General features: G+C 72.9%; 28 protein-coding genes. 14 read left to right on the forward strand and 14 right to left on the reverse strand.

What is annotated here, in order from left to right; all coding sequences use genetic code 11:
• Window positions 1-62: 62 nt before the first annotated feature.
• The 5 genes from ABD345_RS19720 to ABD345_RS19740 form a co-directional block, all read right to left on the reverse strand.
• Window positions 63-1,322 carry an MFS transporter gene (locus ABD345_RS19720; protein ID WP_344553652.1) on the reverse strand — a complete coding sequence of 420 codons (1,260 nt, stop codon included), beginning with the start codon at window positions 1,320-1,322 and terminating at the stop codon, window positions 63-65.
• Between the two features lie 5 nt (window positions 1,323-1,327).
• Window positions 1,328-1,492 carry a hypothetical protein gene (locus ABD345_RS19725; protein WP_344553653.1) on the reverse strand — a complete coding sequence of 55 codons (165 nt, stop codon included), beginning with the start codon at window positions 1,490-1,492 and terminating at the stop codon, window positions 1,328-1,330.
• Window positions 1,493-1,721: 229 nt separating this feature from the next.
• The gene (locus ABD345_RS19730; RefSeq protein ID WP_344553654.1) at window positions 1,722-2,528 is read right to left on the reverse strand and encodes a helix-turn-helix domain-containing protein; all 807 of its coding nucleotides are present in this window, start codon (window positions 2,526-2,528) and stop codon (window positions 1,722-1,724) included.
• A gap of 304 nt (window positions 2,529-2,832) precedes the next feature.
• Window positions 2,833-4,440 carry a S9 family peptidase gene (locus ABD345_RS19735; RefSeq protein WP_344553656.1) on the reverse strand — a complete coding sequence of 536 codons (1,608 nt, stop codon included), beginning with the start codon at window positions 4,438-4,440 and terminating at the stop codon, window positions 2,833-2,835.
• Between the two features lie 167 nt (window positions 4,441-4,607).
• Window positions 4,608-5,747: a pyridoxal phosphate-dependent aminotransferase gene (locus ABD345_RS19740; RefSeq protein WP_344553658.1), complete on the reverse strand. Its 1,140-nt coding sequence runs from the start codon at window positions 5,745-5,747 to the stop codon at window positions 4,608-4,610.
• 36 nt (window positions 5,748-5,783) lie between these two features.
• Between ABD345_RS19740 and ABD345_RS19745 the strand changes: the two genes are divergently transcribed.
• Entirely contained in the window at window positions 5,784-6,338 is a 555-nt protein-coding gene (locus tag ABD345_RS19745) for a pyridoxamine 5'-phosphate oxidase family protein (RefSeq protein ID WP_344553660.1), read from the forward strand.
• Here the strand turns inward: ABD345_RS19745 and ABD345_RS19750 are convergent.
• The 9 genes from ABD345_RS19750 to ABD345_RS19790 all read right to left on the reverse strand — a co-directional run bounded on the left by ABD345_RS19750 (window position 6,253) and on the right by ABD345_RS19790 (window position 17,982).
• Window positions 6,253-8,943, reverse strand: a complete 2,691-nt coding sequence (locus ABD345_RS19750; RefSeq protein ID WP_344553662.1) for a class III lanthionine synthetase LanKC N-terminal domain-containing protein — start codon at window positions 8,941-8,943, stop codon at window positions 6,253-6,255. The genes ABD345_RS19745 and ABD345_RS19750 overlap by 86 nt on opposite strands.
• A gap of 6 nt (window positions 8,944-8,949) precedes the next feature.
• The gene (locus ABD345_RS19755; protein ID WP_344553663.1) at window positions 8,950-10,239 is read right to left on the reverse strand and encodes a M16 family metallopeptidase; all 1,290 of its coding nucleotides are present in this window, start codon (window positions 10,237-10,239) and stop codon (window positions 8,950-8,952) included.
• On the reverse strand, window positions 10,236-10,811 hold the full coding sequence (locus tag ABD345_RS19760) for an NADPH-dependent FMN reductase (protein WP_344553664.1): 576 nt from the start codon (window positions 10,809-10,811) through the stop codon (window positions 10,236-10,238). Before ABD345_RS19760 ends, ABD345_RS19755 begins: the two co-directional genes overlap by 4 nt.
• Window positions 10,812-10,838: 27 nt before the next feature.
• Window positions 10,839-11,828, reverse strand: coding sequence for an NAD-dependent epimerase/dehydratase family protein (locus ABD345_RS19765; RefSeq protein ID WP_344553666.1), 990 nt, complete (start codon window positions 11,826-11,828; stop codon window positions 10,839-10,841).
• Window positions 11,825-12,556, reverse strand: a complete 732-nt coding sequence (locus tag ABD345_RS19770; RefSeq protein ID WP_344553667.1) for an O-methyltransferase — start codon at window positions 12,554-12,556, stop codon at window positions 11,825-11,827. Before ABD345_RS19770 ends, ABD345_RS19765 begins: the two co-directional genes overlap by 4 nt.
• The gene (locus tag ABD345_RS19775; protein ID WP_344553669.1) at window positions 12,553-13,128 is read right to left on the reverse strand and encodes an NADPH-dependent FMN reductase; all 576 of its coding nucleotides are present in this window, start codon (window positions 13,126-13,128) and stop codon (window positions 12,553-12,555) included. The genes ABD345_RS19770 and ABD345_RS19775 overlap by 4 nt, the downstream gene beginning before the upstream one ends.
• Window positions 13,125-14,915, reverse strand: coding sequence for a hypothetical protein (locus ABD345_RS19780; protein WP_344553671.1), 1,791 nt, complete (start codon window positions 14,913-14,915; stop codon window positions 13,125-13,127). The genes ABD345_RS19775 and ABD345_RS19780 overlap by 4 nt, the downstream gene beginning before the upstream one ends.
• Before the next feature lie 1,508 nt (window positions 14,916-16,423).
• A complete protein-coding gene (locus ABD345_RS19785; RefSeq protein ID WP_344553672.1) occupies window positions 16,424-17,665 on the reverse strand; it encodes a helix-turn-helix domain-containing protein in 1,242 nt (413 codons plus the stop codon).
• Entirely contained in the window at window positions 17,662-17,982 is a 321-nt protein-coding gene (locus ABD345_RS19790; RefSeq protein WP_344553673.1) for a putative quinol monooxygenase, read from the reverse strand. The genes ABD345_RS19785 and ABD345_RS19790 overlap by 4 nt, the downstream gene beginning before the upstream one ends.
• 175 nt (window positions 17,983-18,157) lie before the next feature.
• Between ABD345_RS19790 and ABD345_RS19795 the strand changes: the two genes are divergently transcribed.
• The 13 genes from ABD345_RS19795 to ABD345_RS19855 all read left to right on the forward strand — a co-directional run bounded on the left by ABD345_RS19795 (window position 18,158) and on the right by ABD345_RS19855 (window position 25,771).
• Complete coding sequence (locus ABD345_RS19795; protein ID WP_344553674.1) at window positions 18,158-18,505, forward strand: SCO3933 family regulatory protein; 348 nt, start codon at window positions 18,158-18,160, stop codon at window positions 18,503-18,505.
• Window positions 18,506-18,510: 5 nt separating this feature from the next.
• Window positions 18,511-19,890 carry an FtsK/SpoIIIE domain-containing protein gene (locus ABD345_RS19800; protein WP_344553675.1) on the forward strand — a complete coding sequence of 460 codons (1,380 nt, stop codon included), beginning with the start codon at window positions 18,511-18,513 and terminating at the stop codon, window positions 19,888-19,890.
• Between the two features lie 79 nt (window positions 19,891-19,969).
• Window positions 19,970-20,164, forward strand: coding sequence for a hypothetical protein (locus ABD345_RS19805; protein WP_344553676.1), 195 nt, complete (start codon window positions 19,970-19,972; stop codon window positions 20,162-20,164).
• A 74-nt stretch (window positions 20,165-20,238) separates the two neighbouring features.
• The gene (locus ABD345_RS19810) at window positions 20,239-20,925 is read left to right on the forward strand and encodes a DUF2637 domain-containing protein (protein ID WP_344553677.1); all 687 of its coding nucleotides are present in this window, start codon (window positions 20,239-20,241) and stop codon (window positions 20,923-20,925) included.
• A gap of 19 nt (window positions 20,926-20,944) precedes the next feature.
• Entirely contained in the window at window positions 20,945-21,136 is a 192-nt protein-coding gene (locus ABD345_RS19815) for a mobile element transfer protein (protein WP_344553678.1), read from the forward strand.
• Between the two features lie 13 nt (window positions 21,137-21,149).
• Window positions 21,150-21,338, forward strand: a complete 189-nt coding sequence (locus ABD345_RS19820) for a hypothetical protein (RefSeq protein WP_344553679.1) — start codon at window positions 21,150-21,152, stop codon at window positions 21,336-21,338.
• Between the two features lie 14 nt (window positions 21,339-21,352).
• On the forward strand, window positions 21,353-21,889 hold the full coding sequence (locus ABD345_RS19825; protein WP_344553680.1) for a DUF6197 family protein: 537 nt from the start codon (window positions 21,353-21,355) through the stop codon (window positions 21,887-21,889).
• 77 nt (window positions 21,890-21,966) lie between these two features.
• A complete protein-coding gene (locus tag ABD345_RS19830; protein ID WP_344553681.1) occupies window positions 21,967-22,506 on the forward strand; it encodes a GGDEF domain-containing protein in 540 nt (179 codons plus the stop codon).
• Between the two features lie 101 nt (window positions 22,507-22,607).
• Complete coding sequence (locus ABD345_RS19835) at window positions 22,608-22,799, forward strand: hypothetical protein (protein WP_344553682.1); 192 nt, start codon at window positions 22,608-22,610, stop codon at window positions 22,797-22,799.
• 5 nt (window positions 22,800-22,804) lie between these two features.
• Window positions 22,805-22,975 (forward strand): hypothetical protein, encoded by a 171-nt coding sequence (locus tag ABD345_RS19840; RefSeq protein ID WP_344553683.1) that lies wholly within the window; start codon window positions 22,805-22,807, stop codon window positions 22,973-22,975.
• 120 nt (window positions 22,976-23,095) lie between these two features.
• Window positions 23,096-24,388 carry a replication initiator gene (locus ABD345_RS19845; RefSeq protein WP_344553684.1) on the forward strand — a complete coding sequence of 431 codons (1,293 nt, stop codon included), beginning with the start codon at window positions 23,096-23,098 and terminating at the stop codon, window positions 24,386-24,388.
• Entirely contained in the window at window positions 24,381-24,605 is a 225-nt protein-coding gene (locus ABD345_RS19850) for an excisionase family DNA-binding protein (protein ID WP_344553685.1), read from the forward strand. The genes ABD345_RS19845 and ABD345_RS19850 overlap by 8 nt, the downstream gene beginning before the upstream one ends.
• Complete coding sequence (locus tag ABD345_RS19855; protein ID WP_344553686.1) at window positions 24,605-25,771, forward strand: tyrosine-type recombinase/integrase; 1,167 nt, start codon at window positions 24,605-24,607, stop codon at window positions 25,769-25,771. The genes ABD345_RS19850 and ABD345_RS19855 overlap by 1 nt, the downstream gene beginning before the upstream one ends.
• Window positions 25,772-25,779 lie beyond the last annotated feature (8 nt).

Genomic DNA, 25,779 nt, shown 5'->3' on the forward strand with positions numbered 1-25,779 from the left:
CCCGGCCCACCCCCGCTTGCGACCGCCCGCCCGCTGAGATCACCGCAGGCCGAACTGACGCCTCAGCAGGCGGCGGCCGGCTCCGCCGCCCCCTCCTCCAGGGGCGTCTCCGGCTCGGCCCGGCCGACGCCGCGCACGGCCGGCAGCAGGCAGATGAGCGAGCAGGGCAGCACCGAGCAGGAGATGGCCGTCCACAGCGTGCCGGAGTCGCCCAAGTGGTGGGCGGCGGGCCCCACCAGCGCGTAGCCGAGGGGCATCGAGACGAGGCTGAACAGCGTGTCGTACGAGGAGACCCGGGAGAGCACCTCTTCGGGTATGACGCGTTGGAGGGTCGCGTCCCAGACCGCGTTGAGCAGCACGACACCACCGTTGGAAGCTGCGGCGGCGAGCGCGACCACCGGCGCCGGCAGCCGGGCGAGCAGCGCCAGGAGCGGCAGGGCTGCCAGGGTGAGGGCCAGGTTGCCGGCCACCAGTGGGCGACTCGGCTGCCAGCGCATGGCCAGCGTGCTCGCCGCCAGTGATCCGGCCGACATGCCGGCTGCCACCAGCCCCCAAGCCGCGGAACCGCCGAGCTGCCGCTGGGCGAGGACCGGTCCGAGGACGAAGAACGTCGCCATCCCGAAGTTCCAGGCGGCGTGGGCCAGGAGATTCAGCAACAGCCATCGGCGGGCGGACACCTCGTGCCAGCCCCTGACCAGATCGGCGAGGAAAGTCCGTCCCGTTCTCGCCCGGACCGCGACCCCGACGAGCCTCAGCAGCACCGTGACGTTGACCGCGAAGGAGGCGGCGTCGATGAAGTACACCACCTGCGGGGCGGTGAACGGGATGAGGAGTCCGGCGGCCGCCGGCCCCACGATCATGGCACCGCTGCGGGTCAGCGACTGCAGGGCCGCGGCCCGCTGGAGCATCGGGCGCTCCACCAGCGCCGGCACCAGCCCGGCGGAGGCCGGCCCGTAGAAGCCCGCCGCGATCCCGTACAGGCCGTTGCCGACGGCCAGCACCCCGGCTGATTCGTGCCCGGTGGTGATCAGCAGGCCCAGGCCCAACTGCACGGCGCAGCGCACCGCATCGGCCGCGGCCATCTGGTGGCGCCGTGAGATCCGGTCCGCCAGGACGCCGCCGACCAGCGCCGCCAGTACCCGGCAGACCATGCCGACGGCCAGGACGGCACCGAGACCGCCCGCACCGCCGCCCGCCCCCAGCACGGCGAAGGCCGTGACCACCGGGACCATGCCGTCACCGACGGAGGAGACCAGCTGGCCGGTCCAGAACATGCGGAAGGCACGGATTCCCAGCGGCGCGAAGCCGTCCCGCAGACCCACTCGAATCAGCCGACCGTTCCGACTACCGCACTGTCGGGCCACCAGATCGCGACGGACCCGGCGCGCTCCGCGGCCTCGGGGCCGGGGTGGCTGGAGTGGCCGGCGAACACCAGCACCGCGACGAAAGCCGCAGCGAGGCAGAGCGAGGAACAGACGGATCGAGTACGCATGGTCGTCCTACGGATCGTAGTTTCCGGATCGGGAGAACGGACGTTTGAACGCTCTGCTTCCCCCTCCTCCATCCTGCGGGAGGCCAGGGCCGGCGTTCCAGCTCCCGAGGGTGCGAGTGCCTGCCATGGCGTGCTTCCGCACCCTCCGGCGAGCGGAGCGGACGACCTGACGAACCGTCATGCCGGTAACCCCGCCCCACCACTGGACGGCAGGGCGGCGCGACGATTTCTACGGAGCGAGCCAGCCCAGTTGGACCGCCTTTACGCCCGCCTCGAAACGGCTCTTCGCCTGCAGGTCGACCAGCAGCTCGGAAATCAACCGACTGAGCGTGCGCGGAGATATGCCCAATACCCGGGCGATCCGATCGTCCTTGACCCCGTCCGCCAGCATCCGCAGCAGTGCCCGCTGCTGTTCGCCGGGGCCGTCCGGGGCCGTCCGCTGGTGCTCCGCGTCGATGAGGTGCGCCTGGTGCCAGCAGTGCTCGAAGAACGCGAGGCCGGCCTGCACCAGCGGTCCACCGCGCAGCATGCAGATGCCGCTCCCCGGGTTGACCGGGTCCAGTGGGAGCAGGACGAGTTCGCGGTCGACGATGAGGAGATCGGTCGGCACGTGGGCGCACAGGCGCACCTCGGTGCCGATCTCGACCGCGCTCTGGAAGTAGCGGCGCAACCGGGTGGCCGCGAAGAAGCTGGACGGGTAGAGCGAGCGGACGGTCACCCCGCGGTCCAGCAGCCGGCGGTCCCGGTCCAGCGAAGCGGCCAACTGCCTGGCCTCCGGCAGCGGGCCGGGGTGCATGGACTCGACGGTGGAGGTCGTCACCTCCGCGAGGTCGTCGAAGAACCGCCGAATCTCGGCACGTTCGGTGATGACGGTCATGCTCAGGTCGGCCTGCTCGCCGGCCGGCAGGAACGCGTGGTCGGCGAGCAGTCGTTCGACCGCGTCGGCCCGCTGCAACAACTGCCGAGAATAATCCCTCAGCTGGTCGCACTGCTCGACGAGCAGCTGGCTCAGGGCGGCGCTCGGGGGCAACGCCACGATTCCGTCCCCCGACGCGGTTTCCTTCACCATGCGCAGGGCTGACAGTTCGTCAAGTACCAGGCCGAGACTCTTCGGCGAGACCGCCAGGGCGGACTGCAACTCGTCCCTGCCGATGGCACCCCGAGCCCTGAGGGTTTCGTAGACCCGTCGACCGGATATCCCGGGGATCTCTTCCATGGCTCCCCCTAAGCCAGAAGTGAACGCCTTCGGCGCCGAATGGCCCCGAAAAATTCGACGTCAGCATAGCAGTCGAATTTCCGGCGATGCTCTTGACATACCGGACAAGGGGAACATTGTTCGCTTACGGCTCATCGCCGGGCGGGCAGTGTCGCAATGCGAATTCGAGCTGCACCGAGATTCGCTCCACCACGTCCGCGAGCCTGCGTTCCTCGTGTCCGCCGTCGTAGTGGTGCAACTCGACGGGACCGCCGCCCCGCTCCACCTCGCGGGCGTACGCCTCGATCTGGGCCGGTGGACAGCGCGGGTCGCGGGCGCCGGCCACCAGCAGGACGGGGGCCCTGACGGCCGGCGCCCAGGTGATCGGCGAGGCCCGGCGGTAACGGTCCGGCACCTCGTCCGGAGTGCCGCCGAAGAGGGCCCGGTCCAGCGCGCGCAGCCGCTCGGTCTCCTCCTCGTAGGCGGCGGCGAAGTCCGCGACCGGAGCGACGGCGAAGCCGGCGCGCCACCGGTCCGGGTGGACCCCCAGCGCCAGCAGGGCGAGACAACCGCCCCAGGAGCTTCCTCCCACGAGGGCCCGGGTGTCGTCGATCAACCCGTCCGCGGCCAGTCGCGCACGGACCGCCATCAGATCGGCGACCTCGGCGTGACCGATGTCCCCGGCGGCCGCGTCCCGCCAGGCCCGCCCGTAGCCGGTGGAGCCGCGGTAGTTGGTCCGCACCACCTGGTACCCGTGGTCCACCCAGGCGGAGACGTACGGGTCGTACGCGTCGGCGTCGAAGGCGGCGGGCCCGCCGTGCAGCAGGAACACCGTGGGCGGTACCGGGCCGCCGCGTTCCACCGGCGGCCCGGAGAGCAGGGCGTGCACCCGCCCGCCCGGACCGTCCGCCCAGACGTCCCGCACGGGGGCGCCGTCCGGCAGGTCGCCGCCGTACAAGGTGCCGTGCCGGGTGGAGCGGACCCGTGCGGAGCGCTCCGACGACGACCAGAGGTAGTCGACGCCGTCCGGACGCGCGGCGGCGGCACGTATCTCACCGGGCTCGTGCGGGATCCGCCGCGGGCCGCCGTCGAGCGGGAGTTCGTACAGCTCGTCCCGCCCCTGCCAGGACCGGCAGACCACCAGGCCCGCCCCGTCCGGGGTCCACTGCGCGCGCAGTTCGCCGAGCAGCCCGTGCCGCAGCTCCAGCACGGTCCGGGCCCGGCAGTCCCACAGCAGCAGCCGGTGCTCGTCCCGCGCCTCCGAGAGCACCAGCAGGCGCCCGTCCGAAGGGCGGGGCGAGAAGCCCAACGGCCGGGCGACGCCCTCCCCGCCCAGCGGCCAGTCGGCCAGCACTTCGCCGCTCACCGGATCCAGCACCCGCAGATCCGGTCGCAGCGGGCCGCCCGCCCCGACATCGGTGACCGACAGCATCGTGCCGTCCGCCGACAACTGCTCGACCTGGCGGTCTCCGGCGAAGTCGAACACCGGGCCGCGGCCGGCGTCGGCACCCGGTTCGCCACCGGTCAGGACCCTGGTCGTGCCCCCGCTGAAACTGCCGAGCGCGAACCGTCCTCCGCCCAGGGCGAGTCCGGCGGGACGCCCGTCCGGGCCGACCGGCTCGGCGACGCCGCCCCCGAAGGGTTCCCGCCACCACCGGCCCCGGCCGATGCGCCGCGGATCGGCGAACCACCACACCCACCGGCCGGCCGGGTCCAGCGCGTACCTGCCCGTCCCGCCGGGCTGGTCGGTCACCTGCCGACGCGATCCGCTGCTCCGGTCCCAGGCGACCACCTCGGGTTTGCCGGACTCCGCGCTCAAGAGGACGCAACGGTCCGGCGCTAGTGCCGCGTAGCGCGGCAGGTGCAGCCGGCCACCGGCGAATCTCCGTCGCCAGTCCGCCGGTTCGGCCGGAACCCGGGTCACCGGACACCGCCCGGCGCGGCTGGGGCGTGGTCGGCGGCCCACCCCTCGGCCGCCCACGTCCCGATCCGCCGCACCGCTTCCGCCAAGTCCTGCGCGGGGACGGCGAAGCTCAGCCGGGCCCGGCCGCCGCTCCCGGGACCGAACTCGGTGCCGGGGACGGCGAGCACGCGCAGCCGGAGCGCGAGGGTCCGGCACCACGTCCCGGCGTCCAGGCCCGACACCGAGACGTCGGGCCAGGCGAAGCACCCGGCTCGCGGGGTGTCCACGCGCAGCCCGGCCGCGCGCAGCCCGGCGACCAACCGGTCCCGGCCGTCCAGCAGCGCGCCGCGGTGGGAGGCCGGGTGGTCGCCGCCGGCCCGCAACACGGCCAGCGCGCACAGTTGGGAGACGGTGGAGACGGACATGCTCAGGGCGTAGTGGGTCCGGGCGATCCGCGCGGCGAGTTCGGCGCGGGCATGCGCGTACCCGACCCGGAAGCCGGTCATGGCCTGGCCCTTGGAGAAGCTGAAGACGGAGACGAAACGGTCGGCCGACCGCCCGGCCCCGGCGGCCGGCGACCGGTGGGCCGCGTCGAAGCACAGCTCCTCGTAGACCTCGTCGCTCACCACGGTGAGCTGCCGGTGCTCCGCCAGCAGCGCGTACAGCCGCGGGTACCAGGTGGGGTCGGCGACCGTCCCCGTCGGGTTGGCGGGGAAGTTCCACAGCAGGACGGCCGCCCCCGGCGCGGCCCGCGCCAGGCCGTCCCAGTCGGGTCCCGTCCCGTCGACCCGGTACCCCGCGGTCCGCAGTCCGAGGGACCGGCAGGCCGCGCGGTAGGCCGGATAGCCCGGCTCCGGGACCAGCACGGTGCCGCCCGGGGCGCAGAGCGTGGCCAGCGCCGCGGTGATCGCCTGGCTGGCGCCGTTGGTCACCACCACCTCCCGCCCGGTGGCGTCGATGCCGTTGACCCGGACGAGCTTCTCCGCCAACTCCCGGCGCAGCACCGGCAGTCCGCCCGGCGGCGCGTAGCCGAAGGACGGGCGGTCCGCGAGCCGGCGCAGGACCTCCGACACCGCTCGCGGCATCGGGTGCGCCGGGTCGCCCAGCCCCAGGTCGAGAACGCGGTCCGCCGGAACGGACCGGAGATCGGTGGTCATGCGGAATTCCTTTCCGGGAACGGCTATAAGTGGGGGGTGTACGAAACCGCCGAAGACCTCGCCCGGCTCCAGGAACTCATCGACGACAGCGCCCGCCGGGCCTCTCCCGGCTTGCGCGCCTCCTTCGGCCTGCCCGAACAGTCGCTGTCCGCCGCACAGGTGGTCCGGCGCTGCGACGGGGTCTTCCAGGTGGTGCTGGCCACGGTGACGGCCGCCGGGGAGCCCCGCTGCGCACCGGTCGGGGCGCTCTTCGTCCACGGCCGGTTGTACGTCCCCACGACCGCCGGGTCGTTCCGCGCCCGCAATCTCGCGGCCCGCCCCGCACTGAGCCTCAGCCTGGCCGGCGATGACGGTTTCGCCCTGGTCGCCCACGGCGCCGGCGAGTTGGTCACCCCCGCCGACCCGGGGTTCGGCGAGGTCGAGGACGCCCAGTTCGCCGCCAGGGGCACGCGGGTGGGCGACTGGGGACGGGGCCTGTTCATCCGGGCCCGGCTCGGTTCCCTGTTCACCTACGCCCGCGACCCGAAGAGCTACCCTCCGGCCGAACCGGCACCGGCCGCGGATCCCACAGGCCCGGCCCGCCGGTCCTGAGCCGCAGCCCCACCCACAGCGGTCCGGCCGTACCGTCGGCCAGCGAGTGGTTGACGTGACGGCCGGAGTCGTCCGGCAGCAGGAGCCTGCCGTGCCGCGGGTTGGCCCGCGCGGCGATCGAATCGAACACCGGGTCGAGGGCGGCCGGGACGGTCCGGCCGGTGCCGTCGAGCTCCGCGGCGTCCAGCAGGAACTCCGCCCAGCCGCTGAGCCCGCGTGCCAGGCCGGTCCGGGCCGGGCTGCACCAATGCGGTACCGCACCGACGAGCCGTTGCACCGCGGCGAGGGTGTCCAGCCCGCACCGTACGGCAGCCACCAGCAGCCGGCCTTCACCGGTCAGACCGTCGTGGTGCGCCAACTGCCGGACAGCGCTCACCGGTTGGGCCGCCACCCGGTCGCAGATCCTCGCCACCTCCCGCTCCGCCCGGCGCGCGGCCGGACCGTGGTCCAGGAAGCGGCCCGCGGCCAGCAGGAACCAGGCGATCCCGGCAGCGCCTGCCGCCAGCCCACCGGTCGGCGGTACCGGAGAAGCGTCCAGGGCCGCCACGAGGGCCTGTGCGCAAGCCGACGCGGCCTCCGCCGGACCGGGCTCACGGGTGGCCAGGTAGAGGCGCAGTTGGAGCATCCCCAACCCCGCGATGCCGTGTCCCAGGCTGAGCCGCAACGTCGAATCGGCACCGTTGACCAGTGGTTGCGCAGCGGCGGCGAGAACCGCCGCACGACGCACCGTGCCGGCCTTCAACGCTTCGTCGCCGAGTGCCTCGGCGGCCTCCCACAACGCCCACAGCCGGCCCGCCTCCCCCGATGCCAGACCGGGACGCGGGCCGGGACGCAGCGACTCGGGCGATGGCGCCCGCTCGACCTCACCGGCCAACAGCCTTACCGCGTCCCGGAGTTCCCGCTGGTCGGTGCCGTACTGCGCCCGAGCGGCGCGCGCCAGGACGAGCAGCGGACCGCCGGCGCCGAAGTCGGTTCCGAGACCGTCCCGGCGCCGACGCCAAGCCGGCTGGAGCTTCAGCCGCTTCTCCCCGAACCAGAGCACGAGCCTGGTCAGTTCGTCGATGCCGTCGGCGAGCACGGCGGCGCCGGTCACGCGCTCCGGCGCCGTGGTGCGGGCCCCGTCGTCCGGGGTGCGGGCCCCGCCGTCCGGGTGGTGCTCCCGGACGGCGGCGGCGAGCCCGGCGGCTGCGGTCCGGGCGGTGGGCCGACGGGCCGGGTCCTCGCTCAACAGGCCCCGGACCAGCAGGGCGACCGTGCCGGCGAAGCCGTGCCGGTCGTCCAGCACCGCGAGTTCCGCGCCGAGCAGGTCCGCCGTGCTCCGGCTGCCGTGCGGAGCCAGCGGGTCGCGTCCGGCAGCCAGCAGGAACCACAGTCCGCCCAGCGCGTGCGCGTCGGCGGCCTGCCCCGGGGTCGCACCGCGCAGCGGAGCGAGGTACTGCTCGGGAGCGGCGTAGCCGGCGGTGTGGTCGCGCAGGACGCGGTCTCCGGGCCGGGCCGCCAGTTCGAGGTCGATCAGCCTGCACCGGCCGTCCGGGCCGACGATGACGTTCCCGGGGGACAGGTCGCCCAGCACCCACCCCGCCGCGTGGACGGCGGCCACCGCGTCCGCCAGCGAACCGGCCAGTTGCCAGATCCGGGCGCCGACCGACTCACCCGGGCGCCACGTGGTGTCGACGAACTCGGCGAGGGTGACGCCGGCCAGCCGCTCCTGCACGAGGAACGCGGCCGTCCCGGTCTCGACCAGGGCGAGCACCGCGGGGACCACGCCCGTGCCGGCCAGGGCGTCGAGCACCCGCGCTTCGTGCCGCAGCACGTCCCGCGCGTCCGTGCCTTCGGGGGTGGCGCCGATGTGCGCGCGGACGTGCTTGATCACCACCTCGCGGCCGGTCCGGGTGTCGGTTCCGAGGAAGACACCGCCACGGGCGGAGCGGCGCAGGACCGCCCGCACCCGGTAACGGTCGGCCACCAGCGGAGCGTGACGGGCGGCAGCGGTGTCCGCCCGGCGCGGCAGGGCCGGTGCCCACCCGGGTGGTGCGAAACGGTCCCGGACGTCCGGCTCGGCGGTGCCGTCCGGCCGGAGCAGGACGGGTACCAGGGTCCCGTCCTCGGTGAGCCGGTCCGCCGTGGTGAAGGCGCCGTAGCGGTGGTAGACCGGCGAGCCGTCCCGCCAGAGCGCGTCCGAGAGCACGGGTGGACCGGCCAGCCCGGCGGTGGCATCGGCCAGCGACTCGGCGACCGCCGCGCACTGTTCGGGGTCCGCCGGGTAGACGGTCAGGAACTTGCCGGTCCCGGAGGCCGCGTACCGGGTGGAGAGGAGCTGCAGCAGCACCGCCAGGTCCTCGGCGCACTTGAACGCCACGCGGTGCTCGCGCAGCACCGGCACGCAGGCCGCCAGTACGGCCGGTGCGGCACCGGGTTCCGCCGAGACGTGCAACTTCCAGCCCTGGTGCGGAAGTCGGTTGCCGACGGGGCGGGCGCGGAACCAGAAACCGTCGCCCGAGGTCTCCCAGCCGCCGTCGAGCAGCGCTTCCACCAGTGGCGCGTAGGCTTCGTTGCCGACGGCCGACAGTTCCTCGCGCCACTCGGTCACTCGGTCACCGGACACGGAGCTTCACCCGGCCGTTCGCCAACTGCCGGGCAGCGCCGCACTGCCGTGCAGCCCGTCCGCGCAGCCGACCGGCCCGACCACCACGCAGCGGGCGGCCTCCGGCATCAACGTGCGCCGCACGGTCCGGAGCACCTCCTCCGGACCGATGTCGCCCCAGAGCGCGAAGAGTTCGCCCTCCTCCTGTGCCGCGCCGCGGCGCAGGACCTCCTGGCCGATGACCGCGCACCGGCCGTGCGCCGTCTCGCGGTCCCGGACGTGGACGCCCCGGTTCATCGCCGCCGCACGCTCCAGTTCCCCGTCGGTCATCGGCTTCGCCAGCGCCTCCTCCAGCAGGGCGTGCAGTGCGTCCACCGCTTCCGTCACCCGCTCGGGGGCGCAGCCGAGCACGGCGATCAGGGCGCCGGTGCTCGCGTGCGGTTCCAGCACCGTGCGGGCTTGGTAGGCCAGGCCGAGCTCACCGCGCAGCCGGGTGCTGATCCGGTTGCCGGGCATGGCGCCGAGGGCGGCGTGGAACAGCCGCACCGCGTACATCTCACGGGTGCTCAGCAGGTACGACACCCCGGGAACGGCGAGTGCCACCAGGGCGGTCCGGCCCGGTAGTTCGAGCGCCGTGTGGACGAGCGGGCCGTACCCGTCAGGGGCGGTTCCGGGCACCGGGCGCCCGGCACCGGCGGCGTCGCCGAGGTGCCGGGCGATGACCTCGTCGAGGCCCGGGTGGTGGCCCGGCGCGTCGATGAGCAGCGTCAACCGGTCGGCGCCGGCCCGGTCGCGGGCGAAGGCCGCGACGTCGGCCGTGGTGAGCCGGGCGATCTCGTCGGCGGCACCGAGCGGCGGCCGCGCGAACGGGCCGGGGCCGTGCAGGGCCGCGGTCACCAGGTGCCGCAGCCTGCGCTGGCGGTCGTCGGCGAACATCCGCAACTCGTTGCCGATCGCCGTGGACTGCGCGGCCAGCTCCGCCGGGTCCCAGCGCGGCGCGGTGTAGCAGGTCAGTAGCAGGTCCAGTGCTCGGGGCAGCGTCTCGTCCGGGCCGTTGAGCTGGAAGGCGGAGTACTCGGCGGCGGTGTGCGCGTTGAAGTCGTGCCCCAGCGCGGACGCGGCGGCGGCGACGCTCTGCGCGGTGGGGTACGGTCCGGCGCCCGCGAAGAAGCCGTGCTCGTACAGGTGTGCCAGCCCCGACTTGCCCACCGGATCGGCCCAGGAGCCGCTGGACAGCAGGAGCATGGCGCAGGCCGAGCGCGCCGGGCCGGGCCGGCTGCGGTGGACGGCCACCGGTGCGGCCACGGAACCGCTCACCGCCGAGCCGCTTTGACCACCGAAGCCACCAGGCCGTTCACCCTGGCCCGCATTCCCGGCTCCGCCAGCCGCAGCGCGCCGTGGGCGTCCCGCTCGTAGTCGGCCGGGGTGGTGACGGCCTGCTCGGGCACGCACAGGCCGTACAGGCCGCGCACGACGATGCGCAGGTGGTCGCAGGCCTGGACCGCGGTGAGCTTCGGGCCGTGGGCCAGCAGGCCGACGGGTTTGCCGTCGAACTCGGCGATGCTCAGGCAGTCCAGAGCGTTCTTCAGCACGCCGGAGTACGAGTTGTGGTAGACGGGGCCGGCCAGGACGAATGCTTCGGCGCGCTGCGCGGCGGCCACGAACTCCTGCACCGACGGGTCGGGATTGGCCGCCGGATCGTGGTGATGGGCCGGGTCCGCGATCGGCAGCGGGCGTGTGCCGAGTTCCCACACCGTGCTCCGGAAGCCCTGCTGCCGCAGGCAGTCGGCGGCGTGGCGGGCCAGTGCACCGGTGTAGCCGTCGGCCCGTACGCTGCCGCAGAGCACCAGCACCTCCCGGGGCCGAACTGCCGCGCTGTCATCCGTCATGGTCGTTCCTCTCTCCACTGCTGCGTCTCAACTGCTGCGTCTCAACTGTGCTGCCCAGGAGGCGAGTCCGACGGCGAGCGGGGTGCCGGCCGTGAAACCCAGGAAGTGCCGGGCCGCCGACACGTCCAACTGCCAGTTGGCCGGGGCCGGACGGTCCGGCTCCGGGTGCCCGCGGTCGACGGTCGCGCCGAGCGCGGTGAAGGCCCGCTCGACGTGAGCCAGCGGCAGCGGGCTGCCGGTGCCGAGGTTCAGGACGGCCGGAGCGCCGTCCGGAGCCGCGGCGAACAACGCCAGCCCCCGGGCCGCGTCGTCCACGTACAGGAATTCGCGGTGGTCCAGCCAGGACGGCACCCGGAGCGGCCGGCCCGTCAGGTGCAGGGCGAGCAGCCGCAGCAGTGCCGCCGCCATCCAGCCGCCGCCGACCCGCGCACCGGGCCCGTAGACACCGCTGAGCCGAGCGATCCGCACGGTGGTCCGGCTGCCGGCGCACACCCCGAGCCCGATCGCTTCGGCAGCCGCCTTCGCCGCGCCGTAGGCGGTGACCGGGCGGCACGGGGTCGTCTCCCCCGCGCGGACCGGCGCGGTCCCCTCCGGCACGCCGTACACCCCGAGGCTCGACAGCAGCAGGAACCGCGGCACCTCCGCCAGGACCGCGGCCTGGGCCAGGTGGGTCGTGGCGGCCGCGGTGCCGGTGAGCAGTTCGGCGCGCTCCGCCACTGTGGTCGCGGTGAGACGCCCGGCGGCGTGGACCACCAGGTCGGGCCCCAACCGGGCCACCGCCGCCGCGGTTCCCGCGCGGTCGGCCAGGTCCAGGGTCAGCGAGCGCCCACCCACCCGGTCGCCCACCGCCCGGGCCCGCTCCCCGTCCCGGTCGGCGCAGACGACGTCGCAGCCCAGGCGGTTCAGTCGGTCGGCGAGCGCGGCGCCGAGCATCCCCGCGCCGACCAGCAGGACGCGCCGCCCGGCCGGCGACCACGCGTCCGGGGCCGGGCGGTCGGACTCCGGAACCCCCGTCATGACGGCTGCGCGGGCGACCGGTCACCGAACCGCGAGACCTCCAGGCCGCACTCGTCCACCGGCAGGGTGGTCGTGGCGACGGCCCCGAGCGCCCTGACGTCGTCCGCCCAGCGACCCAGGTCACGCCCGAACGCCGGGTGCTTCACGTCGTGCGCGACGACGACGGCTCCCGGTGACAGATGGGGTGCCCAGCGCTCCAGCACCCGGTGGTACCCCGCCTTGCGGGCACCGGGTTCGTCGACGTCCAGCAGCACGAGGTCCCACGGCCCCTCGGCGGCCAGGACCGACGCGTCGTAGGCGTCGGCGCGCACCGCCCGGGCGCCGGACCGGTAACCGGCCCGCCGCAGGTTCTGTTCGGCGAGTGCCACCGCGTCCGGGTCGACGTCCAGCCCGATCGCCGTCACGCCCTCGTAGCCGGCGCCGGGCCCGAATCCCGGCCCGGCGACCCAGGCCAGCAGGTTCCCGGCGTAGCAACCGAGGACGGCGACCCGGCTCGGTCGGTGGAGCGCGGCAACGGCGTGCAGCAGCCTCGCGGCGAGCGGGGTCAGATGGGTGTCGGGGACGTGGAACGATGCGTACAGTCGGGATCGGAGCCGGTGGTAGCCCTCCCAGAGGTCGCCCGGAGCAGCCGGGAGCACGCCCTGGCGGTGGCAGTGCTCCAGCATCCGGTCGGCCAGCCGATCGGTCTGGGCGACCGTGAGCCCGGTCGGCAGGACGGCTCCGTTCATCGCGGCACGCCCGGAACGACGGTCGCCGCGTAGGTTCCGAGACCGCGCAGGTCCCGCACGACACCGGCGAAGTCGGGTACCTGACGGGGGTTGCCGATGACGGTCTCACGCGGTGCCACCCACGCACCCATCGCCGCCAGCGTCGACCGCAGTTGGGCGGCCGCGTGGTAGGCGGAGGAGTGGTCCGCGCCGACGACCAGCAGGATCACCGTCTTGCCGGCCAACGGCAGCACCCGGTCCGGGACGAGGTCGTAGTTGGCGCCCCCGAGCACGTTGAACAGGTTGACCAGCGGTCCGGCGACGGAGTTCCAGTACGCGGGTGCCGAGACGACCAGCACGTCGGAGCCCTCGACCGCCTCCTGCACCCGGTCCAGGTCCGGGCTGCGGTACTCGGCGCGGGTACGACCGTCGAACTGCGGAATGTCCAGGTCCCGCAGGTCGAGCTGTTCGTACGCGGTGTCCGCGTCGTCCAGGCCGGCCCGGACGGCGAGCAGCAACTGCCGCGCCGACGAAGGACGTTCAATGCCGGGACCGGGCTTCCGGCTCCCGCACAACAGGGTCACCCGGTTCATCGGATCGCTCCTTCGGTCCCAGGGCGTTCGGTGGTCGCCACGCCGGCCAGGAACCGGTTGAGGTCGTGGCCGGGGCGGCCTTCGAGGTCGACCGACGCCACGTAGGACGGCAGTTTGGAGGACGGGACCAGGATCTCGGCCCCGGCCGAGTGCAGCGCCGCGATCGATCGCGCCCGGTCGCCACTGGCCAGGTCGTGCACCGCGGCCGGGAAGTGGACCTCCGCCGCGGCCAGGGTCTCGGCGTCCAGCGGGTCGGCGCCCAACACGCCCGACCACAGCAGGCCGGACAGCTGCTGCCGGTAGGCGTCCTCGTCCCGGAGCCAGCGCGCGAGCCGGGTGCCCTCCCGGAAGACGGCCAGGGCTTCGGCGTGCCGCCCGCGCTTGTGCTCGACGTAGCCGAGCGCCGACAGCATGCGTTCCAGGTAGAACGGATCGCGCAACGACTCGGCCAGCCCGACGGCCAGCCCCAGCGACTCCGCGGCCCCCGGGAAGTCCTGGTTGCGCAGCCGCAGCAGTCCGATCGCGTACTGGTACAGCGCGAGGTAGTCGGAGCGGTCCGCGGAGAGCAGCACCGAGGAGACCGAGGTCAGGAAGGACTGCGCCTGCTCGTAGCGGCCGGTGATCTCCAACAGGAACGACAGGTTGTACCCCAGGTTGTAGCGCAGGTAGAACGCGCTCATCCCGGGCAGGCCTCGAACCGCCGCGAACGCGGCCAGCTCCTCCCGGTACGCCTCGGCGAACCGGGCCTCGCGCTCGTCGGGGTCGGTGGCCCTGCGGGCCTCCAGCACGGCCACCAGTGCCAGGCCGTTGCCGACCCAGGCCCGCTCCACCAGGGCCTCGACGCTGGGATCGGCGAGATCGTCCACCGCGCGCCGGGCCCGGCCGTAGTAGGTGCGGGCCGCTTCCGGGTCGTAAGAACGCTTGGTCGCGATGAGCGCCAGCAGATAGTTCAGGTGCGCGACGTCCTCCGGCCGCCGAGCCAGTTCGAGCGCCTGCCCGAGCAGTTGTTCCGCCTCCGCGATGTCGCCGACCTGGGCGGCGGATATCGCTTCGAGACGGAGCAGCTGGACCTGGAGGTCCGGCCCCTCCCCGGCCGGAACGGCACCGCTCCCGTACAGTCGGCGCGCCGTTTCGGACACCAGGCGCGAGCGTTCGAAATTCTGCATGGCGAGCGAGTCTCCGACCAGCCGGAGAAGGTCGGGAAGGCCACCGGCCAGCGCGCGGTGCACCACGCTCTCGATTTCCGGGGTACCGTTTTCCGGAAATTCCCCACCGTCGACTTCCCGGTCCCGTTCCGGGCCGTGGACGACAACTCCCCGACGCGCGGCCAGATTGTCGAAGAACGTGCTGCGCAGGCGGCCGATGACCCCGTTCCGAGCAGTCGGCGGCCGACCGGGGAAACCACGGACGAGCAGGCCCGGCGAACCGTCCGCGGCCACCAGCGCCGCCCGGTAGAGGACCCGCACGGACGGGCGGTCCCAGCGGTCCAGGGCCGCCACGTCGAGGAGCAGCGGGCCGGGGCCGGCCACCAACCGCGCGCAGTCGGCGACCAGGCGGGCGGCGGCGTCGATCCACAGGGCGCTGGTGTGCGACTCCCGGCTGATCCGCCGGGTGGTGCCGAGCGCGGCGGCCTCCGAGAAGGGCAGTACCCGTCCGATCTCCTGGCGCTGCCCGGGAGAGGTCAGCAGATCAAGGGTGTCCCGGTGACGGCTGCGCAGGCGGGCGACCGCCGCGTCGTCCGGGGACGCTTCCACCCGGGCGAGCAGCTCCCCCAGCAGGAGGTCCAAGCCTCCGAGGTCCTCGAACCCGGGCCGCGGAGCCGGCACCGGCACGGTCACCGCGGGCCGCGACAGTCCGGCCGCCGCCGAGCACTCCGCGGTCGGGTGCGCCGCGGAACACAACACCATGAGCCGGTGATCCGGCCGCCAGGCCAGGCCCGCCTCGGCCGACCAAGGACGCTGAGCGCCCACCGCGGACGCCTCCGCCGTGGAAAGGGTTGAACTCACGACTCCACCACTCCAGGTCACGGGAGAGCGCGGCCCCCGGAATCCGGGGGCCGCCACTTCATTCAGTCAGAATTCCAGGTCGCCCGGAATCGAACTGACTACCAGGCCTTGGTCACACGGGCCAGCTCGTACTCGCGCTCGCTCATGTTCTCGTCGGACTCCTCGAAGGAAGCCAGAACCTCTTCGAGAGCAGCGTTCAGGTCGGCGTCGGTCATGGTGCCCACCCCTTCTTGATGGATATTCGGACCGTCCGGTATTCCGGCGGCGAGATCAAGACTGGCCGACCGACAGGTACGTCCACAATGCTTCGAGGCTGCGGGGATCCGCCATGGCGAGACGCCGCACCCAGCCGTCCCCCGGCCCCCGGAACGCCGCAGGCCCCCCGCCCCCGAGGGGGTGGAGGGCCTGCGGCCTGCGGTCACGCTGTGCCCCAGACAGGAATCGAACCTGCGACACCGGCTTTAGGAGGATTGGCGTGCCACACCCACTCTGACCTGGAAGTTGCCACCCCTGGGCTCGACCGCGCCACTGCGCCGCCAGCACCCCTGAGTGGCCGTCACGTACCGCTCGATCTGGCACGGCTGTGGCACGCCTCGACAGGCCCGTCTAGGCTCCGAAGTCGGGATAGGGGCACGTCTCCAAAGGCTCCTCCGGACGGTCGCTCCAGCCCCACCACAGGTGCCGGTCGCCACACTGCCAAACTGCTCTACAGACGCGCTTGCCGTCTTCCTCGCGCTTCGACAGCACCATCGCCGTACACGTCATCGGCTGCTCGCAGTCAGGGCAACCAGGCGCTGCGCTGTTCGTCGTCATGCGGGCAAGCTATCTCCCGGGGCCAGCGCCCCTCTACCGACTTCCGCAACTCGCGCAGCCAGCACGCCTCTGCCTGAGCGGGGTGGTCCCCTCCTCGATCGGGCAGCTTCGCCGCACCCGGGTTCTCCAGGGGCCGCCAAGGCTCACGTCCGTGACGCTTGCGCTTGGCCTTGGCGGCCCCTGGAGGTTCCGGGTACGCCCTTGGGTGTCCGGTCGAGGAGGGGGCCGTCCCGCGCCCCACACCGTTCACCACGACGAAGGTGCACCTTCGATCCCGGCGGCTTCCCCCTCCGAGGAGGGCCGGGGTTTGGGGCAGAGCCCCAAGGGCTTCACCGCGGACTCGCTGCAGCCGCGCGCCCGGCGGGAGCCGGGCCGGAGCGGGGCGGAGACAGGAGCGTCGGCCCGGCGGTGAGCCGGGGCGCGCGCGGCGAGCGGTAGCGAGCCGCCTTGAACCCGTAGAGAAGGTTTTTACTCACTCACACCCGGGCGTCAGCTCGTTCCGCGAGATCGCGAAGTTCCGGCGTCGCCGACCGGCCTGCGACCATCAGCAGTTCACGAATCGTGGCCCGTGCCGTGACGTGGGTGTGGATCAGGTCCGGTGACAGCTCCTCCGCCCGGAGCAAGGCGCCCAGGGCTTCACCGAGTTGCCGGCGCTGCGTGTAGGCCCGGCCGAGGTCGAGAAGGAGCCGTGCCTGCCGCTCGGCCGAGAGCCCCGAGGCGTCGATCCGCGTGCCGACATCGAGGGCTTCGCCCGCGTCGCCGAGGTCAACGGCGATCGAGACTGTTTGGATCTCGACGTTGGTGGGCCCGAACTCCAAGTTGAAGTCGTTGCGGTCCTCGCCCAACCTGCGGGCGATCTTCCTGGCACGGTCGAGTTCTTGGCGGGCCCTTGGGCGGTCACCGGAGCGCGCGTTGGACAGCGCCAGCACCAAGTGCAGTGAGCCCGTGACCGACAGAGCCTCGAGGGACGGGTCGCCCTCCCTGAGATGCTGCTCCAACGCGTGGAGGGCGGTCGTGGCCGAGTGGTCCGCCTGGTCGTAGTGCTTCAGCCGCACGAACGCTTGCGCGAGCCGGAAGACACCGGCGAACACCTCCAAGGGTCGGCCGGACTCTTCGGCCGCACGAATCGAACGGTCCGCAGCGATCCAGGCGGCGTCTCCCTCGTCCTGCCGCACGAAGGCCGCCGACAATGCCTGATAGGTCCGGCTGAGCTGCTCCCACATCTGGGGGCGTTGGTCAGCGGGTGCCGTCCGGGCGGCGCGCTCGATCCTCGGCAGCAACGAACCGAGGGCCTTGCTCAGTTCGGCGAACTGGTTGCCGTGGGTCAGTTCCCACACTCGGTCAACCGCAGCTTGCAGCTCTGCCACGGTAACCGGGGCCTCGGTGGGGTCCGCCACCAGCAGCACCTCGGGCACCGGATGACCCGAGATCAGGAGGCGGGCCTGGTCGAGGTCGTTCGGCTCTTCCGTGGTCGGCACAGCCATAGCAGCGACGGGTGCTGGCGCATCCGGACGAAGGACTTGGAGCGACACGCCCAGGCCGTCAGCGAGCATGCGGAGCACATCGAGCCGGTTCACCGGCTGGATGCCGCGCTCGACCTGCGAGAGCCAACTCGCCGTCCTGCCGATCTCGGCAGCGAGCTGCTTCTGCGTCAGCCCGCGTGCCTCGCGCAGCTCGGCCACCCGCACCCCGAAGGCGCGTCGCTCCTCGGGCGTCATGCCGCCACCGGCCCCTTCCCTGCCGTGGCGGACAGGAACGTCACGTCTACGCCGGACAGGTACTGCTCGCGCTGGGCGAGGAAGTGCTTGGTGTGGGGCTGCTGCTCGTGCTGGTCGAAGGCGTCCCGGTCCGCGTACAGCTCGTAGAACACCCGGACGTTCGGTTCATCCGGTACCGCGTGGACGACGTAGGCGAGCGTCCCTGGCTCCAGAGCCTTGATGCCGGCGAGCGTCTGCTCGACCAGGTAGTCAAAGGCCGCAGCAGCCGCATCGTCACGCAGCTCGAAGCGGACCACCAGACCGAAACCGCTGGTCATGTTCCCTCCTTCAAGTCTTGAGTGCGCGCGCACTTGCGCGCGCAACCAGGCTCGCAGAAGTTCCGCTTCACAGCTACTCGCAGAACTTCTTGACTCGCAGAAAAACTGCGCCTACCTTCATAGAGAAGCTGCTACTCGGCGCACGGGCGCCGGAGCTGACTCAAGGAGTAGGCCCATGGCCACTTTCAAGATCGACCTCTCGACCGCCTTCGTGTTCGTGGTCATCCCCCCGGCGCTGAAGCTGGTGAGCAAGCAGACCGGTGAGGTGGCGATCGACCGGGAGACCGGTGCGAAGCTCCTGACGGTGGGGCTGACGATCGCCGACGACGGCGAGGCGAACCTCTACAACGTGACCGTGCCGGAGACCGGCATCTCCGAGGGGCTGGCGGTCGGCATGCCGGTCGCGGTGACCGGGCTCAAGGCGCGCGACTGGGAGAACGAGTTCAACGGCCAGAAGCGACACGGGATCTCGTTCCGCGCGATGGCGATCACGTCCCTCGTCCCGGCTCCCGCGAAGGTCTGAGCGCCGTGTCCGAGCTGCTGACGCTGGCCGAGGTGGGTGGCCCGCTGGCCGCTGTCGCCGGCGGTGCGGCGTACGCGCGGGCCAAGGCTCCGGCCCTCTACTGGTCGGCGATCGGTCTTCCGGTCACGGCGGTCCGGTTCTCCGCCACCTACGGCAGCACCATGGACGCATGCGGTCTGACCGTCGAACCGTCCCGGCTGCGGGTGCTGATCACCCGGGCGACCACCCGGCGGGAGATCCGCCCCGTTCCGCCGAAGATCCGGCGGGTCCGGCCGACATCGACGGGCCTGCGGGTCCGTCTGCGGTTGGCCCCCGGACAGGAACCGGCGGACGTGGTGGCCTCAGCGGAGCGGCTGCGGCACGCCTGGGGCGTTCACGCCGTGCACGTCTCGGTGGTGAAGCCCGGCGTGATCGAGCTGCGGATGACCGGCTTCGACGTGCTCCGCAAGGTACGGATGCCGCGTCGACTGCCGGCCGGTGAGCTGGTGGTCCCGGTGGCCCTGCGGGAGGACGGGACGGCCTTCGTCCGGGACTACCGGGCCGTGCCGCACTGCCTGACCCTGGGTGCGACGCTGACCGGCAAGTCGGTGTACCAGCGCAACCTGATCACCGAACTCGCCCGGCTGAACGTGGCGCTCGTCGGGATCGACTGCAAGTTCGGTGTCGAATTGGCTCCGTTCGCGCCCCGCTTGTCGGCTCTGGCCACGGACCCCGGGCAGGCTAGCGCCCTGCTGGACAAGCTCGTTGAAGAGATGGAAGCGCGCTACGACCTGATCCGCAGCCACCAGGGGATCCCCGGGTGGGTGGCGGACGACGAGATCACGTCGGACATCTGGGGCCTGCCCGCGCAGCTCCGGCCCGTCCCGCTGGTGCTCGTCGTGGACGAGATCGCCGAACTGTTCCTCGTCGCCACCCGCAAGGACGAGGAACGGCGCGACCACCTGGTCACCCAGTTGATCCGGCTCGCCCAACTCGGCCGTGCCGCCGGGATGTTCGTGGAAGCCTGCGGCCAGCGCTTCGGGTCCGAGCTGGGCAAGGGCGCCACCATGCTCCGCGCTCAGCTCACCGGCCGGGTGGTGCACCGGGTCAACGACAAGGCCACGGCTGACATGGGCCTGGGCGACGTCTCGCCCGAGGCTGCGCTCGCCGCCACGCAGATCGCTCCGGAGATGCCCGGTGTCGCGGTGGCCGGTGACTCCTCCGGCGGCTGGTCCCGGATCCGCGCCCCGTACCTGTCCCTCGGGGACGCTGCCCGGGTCTGCCGGGAGACCGCCTACCTCACGCCCGACCTGCCCGCCCTGGACGCGTTCCGTCCCTACGTCCCGCCGGTGAACACCCCGGCAGGCGGCCCGTCGCTGGTCAAGCCCCGCCCCGTCACCGGCTGATCTTCACGCCACCGGCGGCGCGACCGCATCCGCGCCACGTCCCTACCCCGCCATGCCCGAATCCGGAAGGACCGTCCCCATGGCTCCCAGGAAGACCAGCCCCACGAAGGCCGCCGAGGCCAACGACCTGCCGCCCTGTCCGCGCTGCCAGGGCACTGGCTGGGTCACCGAATCGGTCTACGCCGGGCGCAAGCGCCGCGAGGTCGGCGAGACGGACGCGATCTGCTCCCGCTGCCTGTTCACCGGGGTCGACCCCACCCCGGACCGCTACTAGACCGCCGCGCCGGGCGGCCAATTGCTCCCTCGTCCGCCCGGCACCGGCCCGACTCCCGGAAGGAGGACCGACCGATGCGACTCCCCCGCACGGACCCCGTGCTCGTTCAGGCCGTCATCGCCGGCGCCCTGTCCTTCGCTCACCTCCACGACCTCGCCCAGGCCGCCGGACAGCACGGCTGGAAGGCGTGGGCCTACCCCGTCTCGGTGGACCTGCTCCTGGTCGCCGCCTGGCACCGCATGCGCGTCCTGCGGTCCGCCAACTCCCCGGCCTCGGCCGCCTGGACGTGGTTCGCCATCGCCCTGGCCGCCTCGCTCGGCGCCAACGTCGCCACCGCCGGGCTCCTCGACCTCGGCCACGTCCCGGCCTGGCTCCGGATCCTCGTCGCCGGTTGGCCCGCGCTCGCGTTCTTCGGCGGCACCCTCCTCGCTCACGGCACCACCGGCACCACGCGGCCGGCCGAACCCGTGCTGGAGGACGAACTCCCGCTCTACGAAACCGAGATCGCGCCTCCGCCGGCCACGGTGACCGACTCGGAGCCGGAGCCGGTCGAAGCGCCGGAAGCAGTGCCCGCACTCCCCTCTGCACCACCCTCGCCGCCCCAAGTCGTGCCCGTTCCGGCCGCCTTGGTCGAGCACGCCCGCAAGATCGCCGACGACCACCACGCCCGCACCGGTACGCCGATCGACCCGGACACCCTCCGCGTCCGCCTGGGCGTCCCGCCGCACTTCGCCGATGCCATCACCGCCCAACTCGCCTGAGAGAGAAAGGAGATCAGCCATGCCTCGTCCGATCCGCCTGCGCAACGTGATGCGCATCGGCCCCGTCCAGGTCGGCACGTACTTCGACGGCCGTGGCCGCGAGAAGCACACCGCCGCCTGCACCGCCCCGCGCTGCGGCTTCTCCGCCGACTACGACAGTCGCGCCGCCGCCGAGATCGCCGCCCGTACCCACCGCTGCACCATCCGCTGACAGGAGATCCGTCATGAACGTCACCCTGCCTCTGGTCGTCGTCCTCGGCGCCGGCGTGTGGACCGCCGTCAAGTTCCTCGGCATCCGCCTGTGGGTCGCCGCCCTGATCGCCCTCTTCGGCTTCTACCTCTCCGGGACCTTCCTCGCCCCGGTGATCGACCAGACCACCCGGTCCGGCGTCAACGCCGTCACCCAGAAGTGAAGGGACGGTCCGCCGTGCCCACCGCCGTCTTCACGCCCGGCCCGCTGGTCCTCACCCCGGACGCCTCCGGGCTGATCGCCGAGATCGAGGCGTACCTCGCCACCTTCCCCGCCCCGGCCCGGGTGCTCGCCCCGTACGTCTGCCCGCTCGGCAGCACCGTGCAGCCCTGGAACTTCGGCTTCCCGCTGCTCCGTCCGACGCTCCTCGACCGAATCGCCCACCGCCCGGCCCGGCCGACCCCGGTGACCGTCGCGAACCACCTGCGGCTCACCTCCCGCTACCTCAACGCCTACGGCTGGGTGCAGGGCGCCCTGTGGGACTCCGCCGGCCGCGTCTGCCTCCTCGGCGCTCAGGCCGCCGTCCTCGCTCACGGTTACGGCACCCCGGAGACCGTCCGCCGGGCCCGCAACCAGGTGATGGAGGTCCTGCACGCCACCGGACGGCCCGTCGCCTCCCCGGACGCATTCAACGACGCCCCCGGCACCCGGCAGGCCGACGTGCACCACCTGCTCGACCGGGCCTCCGCCCGCGCGCTCTCCCTCGGCATCTGACCGGTCTCCGGGGTGGTTGCAAGCCTCCAAGCCATCCCACCGCCCCGGAGACCTCGACCCGCTCCGGAAGGACCGCCATGGAACTCGCCCCGCTCCTCGCCGCCGGCGTCCCGTTGGTCGGCTGGACCACCCACAGCACCGTCCTGGCCCGCCGCCTGGCCACTGCCCGCCGTGACCCGCTCACCGGGCTCCTGACCCGCGACGGCTTCACCACCCGCGCCGAGCGGATCATCCGCCGCCACCCCGAGCGCACCACCGTCCTGCTGATCGACCTGGACGACTTCAAGGCCGTCAACGACACCCACGGCCACGCCGCCGGAGACGCCGTGCTCACCGCGACCGCCCGCCGCCTGGCCACCTGGTGCGGCACGGACGGCATCGCCGCCCGCCTCGGCGGAGACGAGTTCGCCGCCGTCGTCCTGGACGCCGAACACCGCGTCCCCGACCTGAACGACCAGCTCCACCACCCGGTCCCGTTCGGCACCGAGCTGCTGAGCGTGAGCGCCTCCGTCGGCACCTCGCACCCGGCCACCCTGCTGCTCACCGAAGCGCTGTCGGCGGCCGACCGCCAGATGTACGCCGCCAAGCCCGGCGCCCGCACCGCGCGCCGCCGCTGAAAACGAACCGGTGCCCGGCACGGCAGCAAGCCTCCAAGCATCCCGCCGCGCCGGGCACCTCAACCCTCCCCGAACCGAAGTCCGCGAAGGAGAGCACCATCATGCCCCAGCACACCCGTCCGGCACGCCTGATCTGCCTGAACTGCGACGGCTTCGCCAGTGCCGCCATCGCCACCGGCCTGCGTCTGACCGACGGCTCCCGCGCCACCGTCCCGGTGAACTGCCCGGCCTGCCACGGCACCGGCACCACCACGGCCCCCGCCCGACGCGCCCTCACCACCGCCCGGCGCTGACCGCCGTGAGCGCCCAATTCGACTGGTCCGACAAACGGCACTGGTCCCCGCGCGCCGAGCCCTGCGGCGTCTGCGCCAAGCCGACCAACCTCCGCTCCGACCGTGGCAAGCCCGCTCACAAGGTCTGCGCGGAGACCTGGACCGACCAGCACGCGAAGCCCACCGACAAGTCCTGATCGCACGGCCCGGAGCCAACTCTCCCGGCTCCGGGCCCCGCTGCACCGGAGGTGTTCCCCATCGCCGCCACTGCCCCGCCGCCGATCGCCGACCTGACCGCCTTAGCCTCCCTCGGCACCATGCCCGCCCTCATACGGCAGCTCGCCGGGCTCGGTGGCTGCGGGCGGCCCATCCGCCTCGAAGGCCACCGCACCGAGGTCCACACCGGCACCGGCGAGATCCTGCACCACCTCGACTCGACCGCTCTCGCCGCCGGCCACCTGCTCGTGCGCTGCAACAACCGCCGCACCACCCGCTGCCCGGCCTGCGCGGAGACCTACCGGCGCGACACCTACCACCTGATCACCGCCGGGCTCACGGGCGGCAAGGGCACTCCCGCCACGGTCACCGCGCACCCCCGCGTCTTCGCCACCTTCACCGCCCCCGGCTTCGGCGCCGTCCACAACCGGCCTTCCGCCGGCCGGTGCCGCTGCGGCACTCAGCACCCGGACGGCGCGGCCGAGTTGGGTACGCCGATCAACCCGGACACCTACGACTACCGGTCGGCCGTGCTCTGGAACGCGCACGCGGGGAAGATCTGGGCCCGCTTCTCGATCTACCTGCGTCGCGAAGTCGCCAAGCGCGCCGGCCTGTCGCAGCGGGAGTTCCGCGAGCACGCCCGGGTCTCCTTCGCCAAGGTCGCCGAGTACCAGAAGCGCGGCGCCGTCCACTTCCACGCCGTGATCCGGCTGGACGGTCCCGAGGGCGGCAGCACCCCGCCCCCGGCCTGGGCAACCGCCGAACTCCTGGCCGACGCGATCCGGGCCGCCGCCGCTGCCGCCGAGATCCCCGGCCCCGTCCTCGACGGCACGGCCCACACCTTCGCGTTCGGCAAGCAGCTCGACATCCGCACCATCCGGACCAACGACTTCGCGGGCGGCTCCGCGCTCACCGAACGGGCCGTCGCCGCCTACATCGCCAAGTACGCGACCAAGGGCGCCGAGAGTGCCACCGGCACCCTGGACCGGCCGGTGAAGCTCCTCGCCGAACTCGCGGGCCTGGACATCTCCGAGCACGCCCGCCGCCTGATCCGCACCTGCTGGACGCTCGGCGCCCGCCCCGAGCTGGAGGACCTCCGCCTCCGGGCCTGGGCGCACATGCTCGGCTTCCGGGGCCACTTCTCCACCAAGACCCGCCGCTACTCCACCACCCTCGGCACCCTCCGGGACGCCCGTGCCGCCTGGCGCCGTGCCGAAGCCCTCGGCACCGAACTGCCCGCGCCCACGGGTACCGCGGCTTCGGACGACGAACCGACCACCCTCGTCCTCGCCGCCTGGACCTTCGCCGGCGTCGGTCTCGCCCCCACCGAACGCTGGCTCGTCGACGCGCTCACCCCCGCCCCCGGAACGGAAGGAGAACCCACCCGTGGCTGAACAGCTCCTCACGGTCGAGAAGGTCGCCCGGCTGCTCGGGACCTGGGAGACCAGCGGCGAGCGCTTCCCCCGCCGCCTCATCGCCGAACGCCGCATCGCCTTCGTCAAGATCGGTCGTCACGTCCGGATTCCCGAGTCCGCCGTCGCCGCCTACATCGCCGCCCGCACCGTCCAACCGATCACTGGCCGCCGCGCCGGCCAGCGGAGGGCCGCCTGATGGCCAACAGCAAGAACAACCGGCGCCGCTTCGGCTCGGTCCGCCGCCTGCCCTCCGGCCGCTGGCAGATCCGCTACCCGGACCCGCTCACCGGCCAGCTCCGCCCCGGCGAGAAGACCTACGACACCAAGACCGACGCCGAGGTCGCGCTGTCCGTGCTCGAAGCGGCCATCGTGGAGGACCGCTGGACCGACCCGGACGCCGGGAAGGTGAACTTCGGCGAGTACGCGGCCCGCTGGCTCAAGGAACGGAAGCTGGAGGAGACCACCCGGGAGCGGTACGAGACGGTGTTCCGGCTGCACATCGTGCCCGTCCTCGGGCCGAAGTTCCTCGTGCAGATCACTCCGGCGCGGGTGCGGTCCTGGCGAACCGGCCTCCTGGAGTCGGGAGTCGGCGAACCGAGCGTGGTCAAGGCGTACCAGATGCTGCGGGCCATCATGAACACCGCCGTGGACGACGAACTGATCAAGCGCAACCCGTGCCGGATCAAGGGCGCCGACACCTACGACGTGCCCGAGCGTCCGGTCCTGTCCGTCCCCGAGGTGTTCGCCGTGGCCGACGCCATCGCACCCCGGTGGCGCGCGCTGGTCCTGGTGACCGCCTTCACCACGCTGCGGTTCGGCGAGCTGGCCGCCCTCCGCCGGCGGGACGTGGACCTGGACGCCCGGCTCCTCCTGGTCCGCCGGAACCAGGCCGAGCTGTACAGCGGGAAGCTCTACGACAAGGCGCCCAAGAGCCGCGCCGGGTTCCGCCCGGTCGCCTTCCCGGCCTCGATCGTGGAGGCCCTCCAGCACCACCTGGAGCACTTCGCGGGCCGGGGGCCGAACGGCCACCTGTTCATCGGGCCGCGCGGGGGCCGGCTGCGCCGGAGCAACTTCCGGGACGACTGGACCGCCGCGAAGGCGAAGGCCAAGGTCTCGCCGGACGTGCACTTTCACGACCTGCGCCACACCGGGAACACCCTCGCTTCGCAGAGCGGTGCCAGCACGAAGGAACTCATGACCCGGATGGGGCACAGCACCGCGCGGGCCGCGCTGATCTACCAGCACATGACCAGCGACCGCGACCGGGCCATCGCCGACCGGATGGGCGAGATGGTCCGGAAGGAGCTGGAGAAGCAGGACCCGCCGGAGGAATCTGGCACGGGCGTGGCACAGGACGACTGACCGCCCCG

Source organism: Kitasatospora saccharophila, assembly GCF_039529925.1.
Lineage (GTDB): Bacteria > Actinomycetota > Actinomycetes > Streptomycetales > Streptomycetaceae > Kitasatospora > Kitasatospora saccharophila.